This is a genomic window from Janthinobacterium lividum (genome assembly GCF_034424625.1).
GTDB lineage: Bacteria > Pseudomonadota > Gammaproteobacteria > Burkholderiales > Burkholderiaceae_D > Janthinobacterium > Janthinobacterium lividum.
This window is the reverse complement of sequence record NZ_CP139976.1, coordinates 462,680-477,858: the sequence shown is the minus strand read 5'-3', so window position 1 is coordinate 477,858 and position 15,179 is coordinate 462,680. Positions and strand designations below refer to the sequence as shown.

The following is a 15,179-nucleotide window of genomic DNA, read 5'->3' as shown; positions in this document are numbered from 1 at the left end:
CGTAGGCTAGGTGCATGACGCGACTCTTCCTTTGCCTGCTGATGCTGTGCGCCGTCCCCGCGACCGCGCAGGCACAGGCGACACGCCTGGACAGGCTGAAGGTCGACGTCAAGCGCATCGAGATCGACGGGCAGCGCATGTATGAAGTCGATGCCAGCGGCAGCGTGCAGGCGCCACCGGCCTCCGTCTGGAAGACCCTGACGACGTACGAGCGCATGCATGAATTCGTGCCCGACCTCAGCTCCTGCCGCGTGCTGTCGCGCAACGGCAATGAAGTCATCATCGAGCAGCAGGGCATGGCGCGCTTCCTGTTCATGAACCACCCCATCCACCTGGTGGTGCGGGCCACGGAAACACCGTTCACGGCCATCGACATCGCCCTGATCTCGGGCGACATGCGGCATTACGAATCGCGCTGGAATCTGTACCCCATCCCCGAGACGGGCGGCACGCGCATCGTCTTTTCCAGCCGGCTGATGCCGGGCTTCTACGTGCCCGGCATGCTGGGCACGACCATGATACGCGGCGATATCGAGCGCATGATGGCCGCCGTGCTCACCCGCATCGACAGCCAGTACGCCGATAAATCCGGATAACATTACGCCAGGTACGTGTCGCGGTCGCGGATTTCCGCGAAGTTTTCCAGGCTGCCCAGTTTTACCGTGACAGGGTTCAGGCTCGCCTGCGGCTGCATCGAGCGCCAGGCGAACAGCCATTCCTGCTCGGGCGCCTCGGCGCGCGTCTTGGTGAAGGCGGCGCCCAGGGCGGCGCGCTGACCGTATTCGACCAGGCCATCGATGCCTGCCCAGCTGGGCAGGGTGCGCTGCACGGCGCGGTGCAGGCGTTCGCCGAATTCTTCCGTATTGTGGATGATCAAACAGGCGTCAGCCGGGGCGAACAAATCGAACAATTGTTTGTCCCACACTTGCGAAAAGCTCAGGGTCAGACAATTGCCCGCTGGCGCCAGGCGGAACTGGCCCAGGCTCAGCGCCAGCTCGAGTTCGCTGCGCTGGCCGTAGCGGTGCAGGGTGGGGGGACGTTTGTAATCGTGCATGCTGGACTCGTTCTTCAATAGTAGGGTAAGCCGGCGCGCCGCTTAACGGGGCGGGCGGATATGGCGCCGGATGCGCTGGGCCGTCGCGGCCAGATAAATTTCGCGCAGTAAATAAATAAAACAGCCGATCAGGCAAATCACGGCCAGCACAAAGAAGGCCGCGATGTATTTGTCCAGGGTCAGGTTCAGAATATCGCCCAAAAACAGCATGGCGATGATGACGCAGACGAAGAAACCGCACGCCGTGCTCAGCGAAATCGAATAGTTGATCAGATGGGTACGCCGATACAAGGTATCTAGCTCATCCATATAGAAATCGTTGTAGCCGATGTCGAGCCGGTCTTCCAGCACGCGCGTGCGGTCGATGATGCGGCCCAGGCGGTTGGTCAGCACCACCAGCATGGTACCGATACCGGTCAACAGGAAAACCGGCGCAATCGCCAGCTGGATGATATGGCCGATGTCGCCGATCTGTATGTTCATGGATAAAAAGTCGTGGGTTCACACCGGCGCCCGACCGTGGCGCCAGCACAGGCCATAGTGTAGCAGGTGGCGCACGCCGGCTGGCCGCTTTGCCAACCGGCGTGGTTGAACGTCATGCGAAGCCGCGCCCCGGCACGAAGCGCTCGGTGGCGCGCACCAGCGCCGAAGCGATACCGTGCTCGAGCGCGCCATGGCCCGCGTCCGGGATCATTTCCAGCTGTGCGCCGGGCCAGGCTTGCTGCAAACGGTAGGCCGACAGCGGCGGGCAGATGGCGTCGTAGCGCCCTTGCACGATGACGGCCGGCAAATGCGCGATGCGCCCGATGTTGCGGATCAGCTGGTCTTCCTCGAAGAAACCGAGGTTGGCCATGTAATGCGATTCGAGCCGGCCCACGCCCAGGTCCAGCGCATCGTTCGGCGCATCTTCCGGTTGCGGCATCAGGTACACGCGGCGCCCTTCGAAGCGGCTCCAGGCGCGCGCGGCCGGCCAGTACACGGCCGGGTCGCTGCTGAGGATGCGTTTCACGTAGGCGGCCAGCAAGTCGCCCCGTTCCTCTGCCGGGATGGGCGCGGCGAATTCCTCGTACAGTTCCGGATAGAACCAGCGCACGCCGTCGATGAACCAGTCGATTTCCGCCTGCGTGCACAGGAAAATGCCACGCAGCACGAAACCGAGGCAAGCCTCCGGATGCGCCTGGCCATACGCCAGCGCCAGGGTCGAGCCCCAGGAGCCGCCAAACACCAGCCATTGGCCGATGCCGAACTGGGCGCGCAGGCGTTCGATATCGGCGATCAGCAGCTGCGTCGTGTTGTTGCGCCATTCGCCCAGCGGCGTGGACTTGCCCGCGCCGCGCTGGTCGAACAGGATCACGCGGTAGCGCTGCGGATCGAAGAAGCGGCGGTGCTGCGGCGACAGGCCCGCGCCGGGCCCGCCGTGCAGGAACAGCACGGGAATGCCGTCGGGGTTGCCGCACTCTTCCCAATAAATGGTGTGGATGTCATCGACCGCCAGCATGCCGTGCCGGTTCGGCGTCAGGGCGGGAAACAGGGGCGACAGGGAGTCTGGCATGGCGAGCGGTCCTTGGAGTGGCGGTCAGGGCGCCAGGCACGAGTCCTGGCAACTGTTCCAATTATAGTGCGCCGCCGGCGCCTCAGGCCAGCAGCAAGGGCAGGCGGTTCGACGACTTGATTTCGCGCATCGACAGGCTGGACTGGATTTCCGCCACGCCCGGCAGGCGGCGCAGCACGGTCGAGACGAATTCGCCATATGCTTCCAGGTCGCGCGCCACCACTTGCAGGAAATAATCGGCTTCGCCCGCCACATTGTGGCACGACAAGATTTCGGGAATCGTCGCGATGGCTTGCTCGAACTGCGACGGCTGCTCGCCGCCATGGTTGGCAAACACGACCCGGACGAACGCGACCAGGCCGATGCCCAGCTTCTTGCGGTTGAGCAAAGCCTGGTAGCCGGTAATAAAACCTTCCTCTTCCAGGCGGCGCAGACGGCGCCAGACGGGGGTTTCGCTGAGCTTCAAGCGCTCGGCCAGGCGCGCATTCGACAGCCGTCCTTCATCCTGCAACAACCTGAGTATCTGCAAATCGGTGGCGTCGAGGCTAACTTCTGGAATTTTCATCTATTTTTTGTTTTTATAGGAGTGGAATCTACCCGAATACTAGGACATGCAGGGCAGGAAAAGCAAGCACATTTCATCACAGCAAGAACATAATGGGATCCGGCGAGCAGGCTGCACCGTGCGCATGCTCCCGCTTTTCTTTTCGACTGGCCCATGTCCGATTCTACCTTCCTGATGTACCTGCTGGCACTGGCTGGCGCCTTTTTATTACCGGGCCCCGACATGGCGCTGGTGCTGGCGACGGGCGCCGCGCGCGGCGTGGCCACGGCGCTGGTGACGGCCCTCGGTATCGCCGGCGCGCGCGCCGTGCACGTGGCGCTGTCGGGCGCGGGTCTGGCGGCATTGATGGTGACGCATCCGCAAGCCTTGCAATGGGTCAAATGGGCGGGCGCCGCCTACCTGCTGTACCTGGCGCTGCGCCTGCTGCAGTCGGCCCTGTCGACCCAAACGGCGCAGGAAGCAGCCGCTCCCTCCACGGCGCATGGCGCCCGCGCCAGCCTGGTGCGCGGCTTCCTGACGAATCTGCTCAATCCGAAGGCACTGCTGTTTTGCAGCATGTTCCTGCCGCAATTCGTCGCCGGCAGCGAGCAGGTCGGCATGCAATACCTGCGCCTGGGTGCCGTCCTGGTGCTGGTCGGCCTGCTGTTCGACGCCCTGTACGCCGTGCTGGCCGCGCGCCTGGCGCGCCGCCTGCGCGGTAAACCTTCGCCTTACGGCAAGTTCGTGCTGCCCACCGTCTTCGTCTTGCTGGCCGGGCGGCTGGTGCTGGGCTGACTTTTCAGCGGCAGCGGAAGCGGCGCCCCGCCGGCAAAAAAGGCGGGGAAATCGTTCAGCAGGCTGCGCTCCAGCTCGTTGATCTTGCGAAATTGCCGCAGCGTGGGCATCATGGCCCGGCCCGCATCCCAGCTGCGCCAGGCATTCGGCGCATCGAATTGCGCCAGCAACGCATCGCCCAGGTCCTGGTACACGGCCGCCATCTGCGGCTTGGCCTGCAGCACTTGCAGATACAGCGCGGTCGCTTCCGGCCATTGCCCCAGCTTGGCGCGCAAATTCCCCTCGAACAGGGCCAGCACGGGCTGCTCCAGCCCCGTTTGCGTCCTTGATTCCTGCACCATCGTCAATGCTGCCTTGATGCCTTCCTGGTCCTTGGCCAGCAGTGCGCGCGTCAAGTCGTGGATGGGCTGGCACTCCTGCATGGCCAGCACCTGCTGTGGCGACAGCTTGTCGACCAGGGCGCCCGAGGAAAAATGGTCTTCCAGCATGATCAAAAATGCCTCGAAGGGCTTGCCTGCCGCAAACAGGCGTTCCGCCTCGGCGCGCAGCGCGGGATGTGCCTGCGGTCCCGGCGGCGGCAACCGCGCCGCCTGCGCCAGCACGCGCTCGAGCGGGGACGCATCGGCCGCCAGCGGGCGTGGCCGGTAGGCGGCCAGGGTATACGTGGCGGGCGCACCCGCCGTCATGGCGCTGACGCGGAAGTGGCGCGTCACGCTGCCACCCACCTCCTGGTAGTGCATGGTAAATTCGGCGGGAATGCGCTTGCCGTCGGCCAGCATCTTCAGCACCAGCGGATGGCCGCCCCAGGTGTAGCGCAGGTACTGGGCAAATGCCGTGGCATCGTCGCCGCTGACGGGGCTGCCGGCTATCCCCAGGCGCAGCAGGGGCTGCCCGTCGAGCGACCACAGCACGGCGCCGTCGAGCACTTGCGGCACCAGCGCGTTGCGCCGCTTGTTGTCCAGCACCGACAAAGCCTGTTCCTCATACACGGGCAACGTTGCGTGCTGCTCAAGGCCGCCCGCCTTCAATATGCCGACGATCCCTTGCCGGTGGCGCAGTTCGAAGACGCGAAATCCCGCCACGTCGAACAGCGAATACGTGTCGTAGGTGGATGCCGCCATATCGATCAGGTGGCGGCGGCGCGCGGCAAAATCGAGCACGGACAAGCGCGTGCCATCACGCACGCTGAGGTAATGGGAACCCAGCACGACATCGCTTTCCTGCGTATCGCGCGCGGGCAGGCTGGTTTTCACGCCGGGCTTGTTGACGCGCTCGGTAGTCACCGTGACATGGAACGCGACGCTGGCCTGGGCCGCGCCGGCGCCCAGGAAAAGAATGGCGGCCACGCTGGCGCGGCGCAAGACAGGAAAGAGGGGCATGGAAATAGTGCAGTGGAGAAATGCTGATTCTAAGGCAAATCCGGCGATCACCTTGTTTTGCTGGCAAGCATAAAAAAAGACAGCCGCAGCTGTCTTTTTGTTTGACCTCAATACCGATTACGACATGTGCTGGCCGCCGTTGATCGAGATGTTGGCGCCCGTGACGAACGCGGCTTCATCGGAAGCCAGGTAAGCGACCAGGCCGGCCACTTCTTCCGGCTTGCCCAGGCGCGCCATCGGAATTTGCGGGATGATTTTGCTGTCGAGCACTTCCTGCGGAATCGCCATGACCATCTTGGTGCCGATGTAGCCTGGCGAGATGGTGTTGACGGTGACGTTCTTGCGCGCCACTTCCAGCGCCAGCGACTTGGTGAAACCATGCATGCCGGCTTTCGCGGCCGAATAGTTGGTCTGGCCGAAGGCGCCCTTCTGGCCATTCACGGACGAGATATTGATGATGCGGCCCCAGCCGCGTTCCACCATGCCGTCGCAGACGGGCTTGGTCATGTTGAAGACGGAATCGAGGTTGGTGCCCATCACGGCATCCCAGTTCGGCTTGTCCATCTTCTTGAACGTCATGTCGCGCGTGATGCCGGCGTTATTCACCAGCACGTCGACAGGACCGATTTCCGCTTCCACGGCCGCCACGCAGGCAGCCGCCGAATCGTAGTCGGCCACGTCGCACGGATATGCCTTGAAGTCGTAACCCATGTCTTTGGTCGACGCCAGCCATTCCGCGACCTTCGGATTGCCTGGGGAATATGTGGTCACCACGCGATAGCCGAGCGCGGCCAGCTTGAAACACACCGCTTCGCCCAGACCACCCATGCCACCAGTTACCAATGCAACTCTTGCCATTTTCATCCCCTCAGTGTCGTTCTATTGCTAAAAAGTTAATTATTTAATGAAAGCAATCCAAAACCGCCGCGTGACGGCGGCGTACTGCACCGGACCAGGCCGCCACGCATTGCGCGTAACGGCCCAAGTTCGGTGTCAGCGATTAATCACGCTCAATTGCGAGGGCGACACCCATGCCGCCGCCGATGCACAATGCGGCCAGGCCTTTCTTGGCGTCGCGGCGGATCATTTCGTGGATCAGGGTGACCAGGATGCGCGCGCCGGACGCGCCGATCGGGTGGCCGATGGCAATCGCGCCGCCGTTCACGTTGATCTTGCTGGTATCCCAGCCCATTTCCTTGTTGACGGCAATCGCTTGCGCGGCAAACGCTTCGTTGATTTCCATCAGGTCCAGCTCTTCATGCGTCCAGCCGGCTTTTTTCAGGCACAGGCGCGATGCGGAGACGGGGCCCATGCCCATGACGGCCGGGTCCAGACCCGACGAAGCGTAGGCCTTGATGCGCGCCAGCGGCTTCAAGCCCAGTTCTTTCGCTTGCGAGGCCGACATCATGATCACGGCGGCGGCGCCGTCGTTCAGGCCGGACGCGTTGCCGGCCGTGACGGTGCCATCCTTGGCGAACGCGGGGCGCAGGCCGGCCAGCGATTCCAGGGTCGAACCGGGCTTGATGTATTCGTCGCTGTCGAAGACCACGGTGCCTTTTTTATTGGCGATTTCCAGCGGCAGGATTTCATCCTTGAACTTGCCCGCTTTTTGCGCCGCTTCCGCTTTCAGTTGCGACTGCAGCGCGAATTCATCCTGCTCGGCGCGCGTCACTTCGTATTTCTTGGCGACGTTTTCCGCCGTGATGCCCATGTGGTACTGGTTGTACACGTCCCACAGGCCGTCGACGATCATGGTGTCGATCATCTTGAAGTCGCCCATGCGGAAACCGTCGCGCGAGCCGTTCATCGCGTGCGGCGAGGCGCTCATGTTTTCCTGGCCGCCGGCGATGATGATGTTGGCGTCGCCGCACTTGATCGCTTGCGCCGCCAGGTGCGTGGCCTTCAGGCCGCTGCCGCATACCTTGTTGATGGTGAATGCCGGGATCGAGCTGGGCAGGCCAGCCTTGATGACGGCCTGGCGCGCGGCGTTCTGGCCGACGGCAGCCGTCAGCACCTGGCCCAGGATCGCTTCGCCGATCAGGTTCGGGTCGATGCCGGTTTGTGCCAGCAAGCCCTTGATTACATGCGCGCCCAGTTCGGACGCAGGAATCTTGGCCAGACTGCCACCGAATTTGCCGACTGCGGTACGGCCGGCGGCCACGATTACGACATCATCCATTTATTTCTCCGATAAGCAGGCCACGAGGGCCAAGGTCAAGGTGTTAATACAATCCAATGAGTATCCGGGAAGACACAGCAAGCTGCGTTTCATTCTAGCGCGGCACGCGCCGCAGTTCCAGCGCCGCACCGCAGGCGGCGGCGATGACAGCCTGCTTGCGGTGGCGGCGGGCGGCCTGGCGCGGCGGATAGCCGCTGCCGGGCCGCAACACGCTTACGCCTGGCGAGCAGGACGCGTATTTTTATTTTTATCATACCCTTCATCGGCGCCGCCGAAAGTGGTTTTTAGAAAATTATTGAAGGGAATAATCAGGGGCACAGGCGTTTGCTTTACCACCTGCACCAGCTCGCCAAATTTTTGACGCGATGCAGCAAACTCACCCTTTGTCACAGTGTCGAATTTCTCCTGGGTTTCTTGGGCAACATCCTTTGCCTGGCGGCCATATGCACCGATGCGTTCAATGGCCAGTTGCGACTGCGTGCGCGACAGTTCCAGCAGCGCTTGCGGATCCTTCACGGACAGCAGCTGATTGCCCGCCACCGTAGCGGCGGCCAGCGCCGCGCGGGCCGCATCGATCTGCAAGTCCAGCACGCTGGCGCCGCTGTCGACAGCGGCCTGGGCATACGCTTGCGCGCTGATCAATTGTGCTTCCACCAGGGCCTTGCCGGCCAGTGCCCATTGCTCGGAAAATGAAAACATAGTGTTCCTCTCCAATTTGATGGCGGTGCATGTTGCGCCGCACAGTACTCAACTGTAAGCGGTGGTTCATTGCTGAACCTTGATATTTATCAAGCTTTGCTGTTGGTTTGTTTCCAACTCAACGTTGATCAGGACAACAACTTGATACCGTCCAGCGAGGCCGCGCACTGCTCGCGTATCACGCTGACGAAATCGCGCACATACGCCTTGTCCTGCAGATGATCAGGCACGGAGACATACAGGTCGCTCCACAAGCCGTGCTCGCCCACCGGGCGCGCCACCACATAATCGTAATCGACATAATTCTTGATAGCCCAGTTCGGCAACGCGGCGATGCCGCGCCGGCTCGCCACCAGTTGCAGCACGGCGACCGTCAATTCCGCCATGCGGCGTTCAAACTGGATGCCGGCCGGCCGCAGCACTTCGCGGATCAGGTCGATACGCTCTTCCGGCACGGGATAGGTGATCAGGGTCTCGCCCGTAAAGTCGGCCGCCACCAGCCGGCGCTGCGCCTGCAGCCGGTGCTTCTGCGCCATCACCACCAGCATTTCAAAGCGGAACAGGGGAAACACGGTGAAATCGGGGCCATATGGCGAACCGATCACGAGGTCCGCCTCGCCCGAGCGCAGCAAGTCCGCCGGTTCGCTGTGAAAGCCGGAGACCAGGTCGATTTCCACCTCCGGCCAGCGCTGGCGAAACGCATCCATCACGGGCATGAGCCAATCGAAACAGGTATGGCATTCGAGCGCCACGCGCAACTGCCCCTTGTCGCCTTGCGACAGGCGCGCCACGTCGCGCTCGGCCAGTTCGATCTCGGGCAGCAGCTTGTCCGCCAGGGCCAAGAGACGGCTGCCCGTGGCCGTAAAGGCGATCGGCATCGACTTGCGCTCGAACAGGGGCGCCTGGTAGCGCTCTTCCAGCAAACGGATCTGGTGCGACAGGGCCGACTGGGTCAGGTTGAGCAGCTGCGCGGCGCGCACCAGGCTGCCGGACGAACGCAGGGCACTCAGGGTGCGCAGGTGGCGGATTTCTAGCATCGGGAAAATGGGGGATGTACGTGAATTATTTTCATGTTATTCGGCAAAATGTTTCGTTTTGATTATAGACCAAGTTGCCGCACACTCTAGCGCATTCACATTAAATCTCGATGACATCATGACCGTGCACACCCACATCCTTGGCTTTCCCCGCATCGGCGCCGCGCGTGAATTGAAACTGGCGCTGGAAAGCCACTGGCGCGGCGAGCTGTCCGAGGCGGCCCTGGAAGCGACGGGCCGGCAACTGCGGGCGCGCCACTGGGCCCTGCAAAGGGACGCCGGTCTCGACTACGTTACCGTGGGCGACTTCGCCTTTTACGACCAGGTGGCCAACCATATCCAGCTGCTGGGCTGCGAACCGGCCCGTTTCTGCTTCGCGCCAGAGCAGTCGCCGCTGTCACGCTATTTCACCATGGCGCGCGGCGCAGACACGCACGCCGCCCATGCCGGCTGCAGCCACGCACACCATGCACACGCCGCCGGCACTGCCGCGCTGGAAATGACCAAGTGGTTCGACACCAATTACCATTACCTGGTGCCCGAATTGTCGCCGCAGACCCGGTTTTCTCTCGCTTGCGAGCGCCTGCTGGCGGAAGTGGCCGAAGCGCAGGCGCTGGGCCACCAGGTCAAGGCGGCCTTGATCGGCCCCCTCACCTTCCTCTGGCTGGGCAAGGAAAAGACGCCCGGCGAGTCAAGCTTCGACCGCCTGGCCCTGCTGGAACAATTGCTGCCCGTCTACGGCGCCCTGCTCGACCGCCTGAAACAGCAAGGCGTGGCATGGGTGCAGCTCGACGAGCCGATCCTGGGCCTCGACTTGCCTGGTGCGTGGCGCAGTGCCTTCGAAAGCGCCTACTGGCAGCTGAACCAGGTGGGTATAAATATCCTGCTGGCCACGTATTTCTCGCCGCTGGAAGAAAACCTCAGCCTGACGTGCCGCCTGCCCGTGGCCGGCCTGCATGTGGACGGCATCCGCGCGCCGCATGAATTGATCAGCGTGACGGACTGGCTGCCCGCGCATAAAGTCTTGTCGGTCGGTATCGTCGATGGCCGCAATATCTGGCGCACCGACCTCGACGCGGCCCTGGCCGTACTGCAGCCGCTGGCGGCCAAACGCAACGGCCACCTGTGGCTGGCGCCGTCGTGCTCCCTGCTGCACGTGCCGTTCAGCCTGGCGGCCGAGACGGAGCTCGATGGTGACATCCAGAGCTGGCTGGCGTTCGCCACGGAAAAACTGTCCGAAATCGCCGTCCTCAAGGGCGCGCTCGCAGGCCGTCCCGATGATGCCGCGCTGGCCGCGTCTCGCCTGGCTATCGCCCGCCGCCGTGCCAGTCCCCGCGTGCACCGCCCGCAAGTGGCGCAGCGCCTGCAAGCGCTCACGCCCACCGTCGACCGCCGCGATTCCAGCTTCCCGCAGCGCCAGGCCATGCAGCGCGCGCGTTTGCAACTGCCCGACTTCCCGACGACGACCATCGGTTCCTTCCCGCAGACGACGGCCATCCGCGCCGCCCGCGCCAGTTTCAAGCGAGGCGAACTGGCTGTGAACGACTACGAACAGCAGATGCGCGCCGAGATCGCCCACGCCGTGAGCCGCCAGGAAGCGCTGGGCCTGGACGTGCTCGTGCATGGCGAAGCGGAACGCAACGACATGGTCGAATACTTCGGCGAGCAACTGGACGGCTTTATCCTCACGCGCCACGGCTGGGTGCAATCGTACGGCTCGCGCTGCGTGAAGCCGCCCGTGATTTACGGCGACGTGCAGCGCCCCACCGCCATGACCGTCGAATGGACGGTGCATGCGCAAAGCCTGACGCATAAACCGGTGAAGGGCATGCTGACGGGCCCGGTCACGATCCTGCAATGGTCGTTCGTGCGCGACGACCAGCCGCGCGCCACGACGGCGCTGCAGCTGGCCCTGGCCATCCGCGACGAGGTGCAAGACCTGGAAACGGCCGGCATCGGCATCATCCAGATCGACGAGCCGGCTATTCGCGAAGGCTTGCCGCTGCGCCGCGGCCGGTGGGACGCCTATCTGGACTGGGCCACGCGCGCCTTCCGCATCGCCGCGTCCGTCGTCAGCGACACGACGCAGATCCACACCCACATGTGCTATGCCGAGTTCAACGACATCCTGCCGCAGATCGCCGCCATGGACGCCGACGTCATCACGATAGAGACGAGTCGCTCCGACATGGAACTGCTGAAGGGTTTTGGCCAGTTCCAGTATCCGAACGAAATCGGCCCCGGCGTGTACGACATCCACTCGCCGCGCCTCCCCTCGACTCTCGACATGGTGAAATTGCTGCAAAAAGCCAGTACGGTCATTCCGCCAGCCAATTTATGGGTCAACCCGGACTGCGGCCTGAAAACGCGGGGCTGGGCGGAAACGGAGGCGGCTTTAAAAAATATGGTCGCGGCGGCGCAGCAGATGCGCGCGGCGGCATGACATAGGCCTACCCAGGCCGCATGCAGGGCTGCTTTCAGGGCGGCGCACCGGTTTTCCGGGGCGCCGTCCGTTTTTTTTGACATGAAGTAGGTGTTGCCCTGCGGAATAGCACGCGCCAGGCCCCTGATGCTGATTTTTTTGCAGTAGAATGCAAGAAATTTACTGCTCCCATTGTTGCCGTACGGAACATCTGGCCTGCCGCAGTTTCACTTTGATAAATGTTTATGTCCAAAAGCCCGTCGCAGAAGCCTATCGAAATCAAGATTTCCACCGTCGTTGCTGTCTCCGCCATTCTGCATAGCGCCGATACGCAGGCACTCGATGCCGCCTTGCGCGACATGACGGGAGGCGTGGCCGACTTTTTCGAGGATGACCTGGCCGTGCTGGACGTGGCGGCCTTGCCGCCCGGCGGCGTGCCCATCGACTGGGCCGCCCTCGTGGCCCTGCTGAAAAAATACCGCTTGAATGCCGTCGCCGTGCGCAATGCGCCGGCCGACATGCATGACGCCATCCTGGCGCAAGGCTTGAGCCTCGACAGCGGCAAGACGCGCGACGATGCGCCGCCCAAGGATGGCCCCAAGGATACGCCCACGGCCGCCGCCCAGTCGGGCGCCGACGCACAGGTGATGGTGATCGACACGCCCGTGCGCGCCGGCCAGCGCATTTATGCGCGCGGCTGCGACCTGATCATCACCGCCGTCGTCAACAATGGCGCTGAAATCATCGCCGACGGCAGCATCCACGTGTATTCCTCGCTGTACGGCCGCGCGCTGGCCGGCGCCTCGGGCAATGCCCAGGCGCGCATCTTCGCGCTGGCCATGGAACCGGAACTGGTCTCGATCGCCGGCGTGTACCGCACGTTCGAGGATGGTTTCCCTGCGGAAATGGCGCGCGGACCCGCGCAAATTCGTTTGGCTGGCGACAGAATCGATATACACTCTGTCAATCCGGTCACTCCCGTGAACCGCTCTTAAGCTGCACAATTCAAGAGATATCTGAAAAGGATTATTTGTGGCAAGAATTATTGTTGTGACGTCCGGCAAGGGCGGTGTCGGCAAGACGACCTCTAGCGCCAGTTTTTCCACTGGCCTGGCCATGCGCGGCCACAAGACAGCCGTGCTCGACTTCGACGTGGGCCTGCGTAACCTCGACCTGATCATGGGTTGCGAACGCCGCGTCGTCTACGACCTGATCAATGTGATCAACAAGGAAGCAACGCTGAACCAGGCCCTGATCAAGGACAAGCACTGCGACAACCTGTTCATCCTGCCCGCCTCGCAAACGCGCGACAAGGATGCCTTGTCGGAAGAAGGCGTGGAACGCGTGTTGAACGACCTGATCAACATGGGTTTCGAGTTCATCATCTGCGATTCGCCGGCCGGTATCGAGCATGGCGCGCTGATGGCGCTGACGTTTGCCGACGAAGCCATCATCGTCACCAACCCGGAAGTGTCGTCGGTGCGCGATTCGGACCGCATCCTGGGCATCCTGCAAGCCAAGTCGCGCCGCGCGCAGACGGGCGGCGAGCCCGTCAAGGAACATCTGCTGATCACCCGCTACTCGCCGAAACGCGTGGAATCGGATGAAATGCTGTCCTACCAGGACGTGCAGGAAATCCTGCGCATCCCGCTGGTGGGGATCATTCCGGAATCGGAGCAAGTGCTGGCCGCCTCGAACCAGGGCAATCCGGCCATCCATTTCACGGGCACGGACGTGGCGCAAGCCTATGAAGACGTGGTCTCGCGTTTCCTCGGCGAAGATGTCGAGTTGCGCTTTACCAACTATGAAAAGCCTGGATTACTCCAGCGCATTTTTGGGGCGAAGTGATATGGCCTTGCTTTCTTTCCTGTTCCCCCCCAAGCCGAAGACGGCCACCGCGGCCAAGGAACGCCTGCAGATCATCATCGCCCGCGAACGCAGCGGACGCGATGGTCCGGACTTCCTGCCCGCCCTGCACAAGGAATTGATCGCCGTCATTTCCAAGTACACCAAGGTCAATGCCGACGACATCAAGATTTCGCTGGACCGCCAGGGCAACCTGGAGGTGCTCGACGTCAACGTCGTGCTGCCGGACGCCTAAGCGTTAATCCGGCCTGACCGTGAGCAATTCCTGCGCCACCGCGGCGCAGGCGTTCACGTGCTGGTTGCCGATCTGGCGGAATACGGCGTAGCCGATGGCTGCCGCCACCGCCTGTCCGGCAAACGGCACGAAGCGCGCCACCTGCTTGGTGGCAATCTTGACGCCACTGCGCTTGAGCAGGTGGAGGATCAGTTCGCGCGATACCAGCTTTCCCACCAACATGCCGCCCATGCCCACCGCCGCGCGGTAGGCCATCATCTTGAACTGCGGGTTGAGGCGCTCGATCTGCTCGGGCGTGAGGCCGAATTCGTGGTTGATATCGTTGATCAGCATGGAAAACAGACCGACATCCGACATCAGGTCGATGCCGGGAATGGGAATGGCCGAAGCGCCCGCCGACATCATGGCACGCCGCTGCACCAGGCGCCGGCAACGCTCGCGCACTTGCTCGATTTCGGCACGACTGCCCGGTATCAGTGTCCAATCGGTAGTGCTCTTGTCTGACATGGCCGTTTCTCCGCGAGTAGGGGGTAGATGAACAAGTGTAACGTAAAGGCCTCAGCTGCCGATTTCACTGGACACAGTTGCAATCTCTGTTATATTTCACTTGAGCATTCCTTAACATTACGATAAGCAGAGCGGACCGTCTGTTTGTTGCTACACACTCCAGCCAATTATGCGAATTGCCGTACTCGATAGCGACCATAGCCAGGCAGAACTGATCTGCCAGGTGCTCACCGCCGCCGGCCACGCTTGCCACGAGTTTCAAAGTGCCAAGGACATGCTGGGGCAACTGCGCAAGGACAGTTGCGACATGCTCATCCTCGACTGGCATGTGAGCGATCTGGACGGTGCAGAAGTCTTGCGCCGAGCCCGGGAAAAACTGGCGCCCAAGGCACCCGTGTTGTTTATGACCAACAGTTCCGGCGAAGACGACGTGGTGGCGGGCATGACGGCAGGCGCCGACGACTACATGATCAAGCCCCTGCGGCGCAGCGAGCTGACCTTGCGCACCCAGGCGCTGCTGCGCGTGGCCTACCCGGCCCAGAATGGCGCGGAATACTTGCAATTCGGTCATTACACATTTGAAACCCGCCCCGGCCGCCTGCTGCGCGATGGCGAAGTGCTGGACGTGACGCACAAGGAATTCGCCCTGGCGCTGCTGTTTTTCCGCAACCTGGGCCGTCCCCTGTCGCGCGCCTACATCCACGAAGCCGTGTGGCAGCGCGACACGGCCTTGCCTTCGCGCACCATGGATACCCACGTCTCGCGCGTGCGCAACAAGCTGCAGCTGAAACCGGAACACGGCTACAGGCTGGTGCCCGTCTACAGCTACGGTTATCGCCTGGAAAAACTGGGCGGCTGAACGGCGGCAAACGGCTGACCTGCTCAAAGCGCGGGCACAAAGCGCTATAAT

The 15,179-nt window shown here is 62.5% G+C and carries 17 protein-coding genes; 7 read left to right on the top strand and 10 right to left on the bottom strand.

The window, feature by feature from the left end:
* Positions 1–14: 14 nt before the first annotated feature.
* Entirely contained in the window at positions 15–596 is a 582-nt protein-coding gene (locus U0004_RS02090) for an SRPBCC family protein (RefSeq protein WP_231958476.1), read from the top strand.
* A gap of 2 nt (positions 597–598) precedes the next feature.
* On the opposite strand, the gene U0004_RS02085 is transcribed toward U0004_RS02090, so the two are convergent.
* The 4 genes from U0004_RS02085 to U0004_RS02070 form a co-directional block, all read right to left on the bottom strand.
* Positions 599–1,054, bottom strand: a complete 456-nt coding sequence (locus tag U0004_RS02085; protein WP_034752899.1) for a hypothetical protein — start codon at positions 1,052–1,054, stop codon at positions 599–601.
* 42 nt (positions 1,055–1,096) lie between these two features.
* The gene (locus U0004_RS02080) at positions 1,097–1,537 is read right to left on the bottom strand and encodes a DUF2721 domain-containing protein (protein ID WP_034783716.1); all 441 of its coding nucleotides are present in this window, start codon (positions 1,535–1,537) and stop codon (positions 1,097–1,099) included.
* A gap of 112 nt (positions 1,538–1,649) precedes the next feature.
* Positions 1,650–2,606, bottom strand: coding sequence for a prolyl aminopeptidase (gene pip / locus U0004_RS02075; RefSeq protein WP_070258411.1), 957 nt, complete (start codon positions 2,604–2,606; stop codon positions 1,650–1,652).
* 82 nt (positions 2,607–2,688) lie between these two features.
* On the bottom strand, positions 2,689–3,171 hold the full coding sequence (locus tag U0004_RS02070) for an Lrp/AsnC family transcriptional regulator (RefSeq protein WP_034783718.1): 483 nt from the start codon (positions 3,169–3,171) through the stop codon (positions 2,689–2,691).
* Positions 3,172–3,324: 153 nt separating this feature from the next.
* Between U0004_RS02070 and U0004_RS02065 the strand changes: the two genes are divergently transcribed.
* Positions 3,325–3,945: a LysE family translocator gene (locus U0004_RS02065; RefSeq protein ID WP_231958475.1), complete on the top strand. Its 621-nt coding sequence runs from the start codon at positions 3,325–3,327 to the stop codon at positions 3,943–3,945.
* Here U0004_RS02065 and U0004_RS02060 read toward each other — a convergent pair.
* The 5 genes from U0004_RS02060 to U0004_RS02040 all read right to left on the bottom strand — a co-directional run bounded on the left by U0004_RS02060 (position 3,882) and on the right by U0004_RS02040 (position 9,239).
* A complete protein-coding gene (locus U0004_RS02060) occupies positions 3,882–5,324 on the bottom strand; it encodes a tetratricopeptide repeat protein (RefSeq protein WP_139144241.1) in 1,443 nt (480 codons plus the stop codon). The genes U0004_RS02065 and U0004_RS02060 overlap by 64 nt on opposite strands.
* A gap of 117 nt (positions 5,325–5,441) precedes the next feature.
* Positions 5,442–6,182, bottom strand: a complete 741-nt coding sequence (gene phbB, locus U0004_RS02055) for an acetoacetyl-CoA reductase (protein ID WP_034783722.1) — start codon at positions 6,180–6,182, stop codon at positions 5,442–5,444.
* Positions 6,183–6,324: 142 nt separating this feature from the next.
* Positions 6,325–7,503, bottom strand: a complete 1,179-nt coding sequence (locus U0004_RS02050) for an acetyl-CoA C-acetyltransferase (protein WP_034783723.1) — start codon at positions 7,501–7,503, stop codon at positions 6,325–6,327.
* A gap of 213 nt (positions 7,504–7,716) precedes the next feature.
* Positions 7,717–8,202: a TIGR01841 family phasin gene (gene phaP, locus U0004_RS02045; RefSeq protein ID WP_034783725.1), complete on the bottom strand. Its 486-nt coding sequence runs from the start codon at positions 8,200–8,202 to the stop codon at positions 7,717–7,719.
* A 128-nt stretch (positions 8,203–8,330) separates the two neighbouring features.
* Positions 8,331–9,239, bottom strand: coding sequence for a LysR family transcriptional regulator (locus tag U0004_RS02040; protein WP_070258407.1), 909 nt, complete (start codon positions 9,237–9,239; stop codon positions 8,331–8,333).
* A 118-nt stretch (positions 9,240–9,357) separates the two neighbouring features.
* On the opposite strand from U0004_RS02040, the gene metE reads away from it, so the two are divergent.
* The 4 genes from metE (at position 9,358) to minE (ending at position 13,762) form a co-directional block, all read left to right on the top strand.
* Complete coding sequence (gene metE / locus U0004_RS02035; RefSeq protein ID WP_070258405.1) at positions 9,358–11,682, top strand: 5-methyltetrahydropteroyltriglutamate--homocysteine S-methyltransferase; 2,325 nt, start codon at positions 9,358–9,360, stop codon at positions 11,680–11,682.
* Between the two features lie 224 nt (positions 11,683–11,906).
* A complete protein-coding gene (gene minC / locus U0004_RS02030; protein ID WP_034783729.1) occupies positions 11,907–12,656 on the top strand; it encodes a septum site-determining protein MinC in 750 nt (249 codons plus the stop codon).
* Positions 12,657–12,693: 37 nt separating this feature from the next.
* On the top strand, positions 12,694–13,509 hold the full coding sequence (minD, locus tag U0004_RS02025; RefSeq protein WP_034783730.1) for a septum site-determining protein MinD: 816 nt from the start codon (positions 12,694–12,696) through the stop codon (positions 13,507–13,509).
* Between the two features lies 1 nt (position 13,510).
* Entirely contained in the window at positions 13,511–13,762 is a 252-nt protein-coding gene (minE, locus tag U0004_RS02020; protein WP_034752886.1) for a cell division topological specificity factor MinE, read from the top strand.
* Between the two features lie 3 nt (positions 13,763–13,765).
* Here the strand turns inward: minE and U0004_RS02015 are convergent, their stop codons facing one another.
* Complete coding sequence (locus tag U0004_RS02015; RefSeq protein ID WP_034783732.1) at positions 13,766–14,269, bottom strand: hypothetical protein; 504 nt, start codon at positions 14,267–14,269, stop codon at positions 13,766–13,768.
* A gap of 169 nt (positions 14,270–14,438) precedes the next feature.
* Between U0004_RS02015 and U0004_RS02010 the strand changes: the two genes are divergently transcribed.
* On the top strand, positions 14,439–15,128 hold the full coding sequence (locus tag U0004_RS02010; RefSeq protein WP_034783734.1) for a response regulator transcription factor: 690 nt from the start codon (positions 14,439–14,441) through the stop codon (positions 15,126–15,128).
* Positions 15,129–15,179 lie beyond the last annotated feature (51 nt).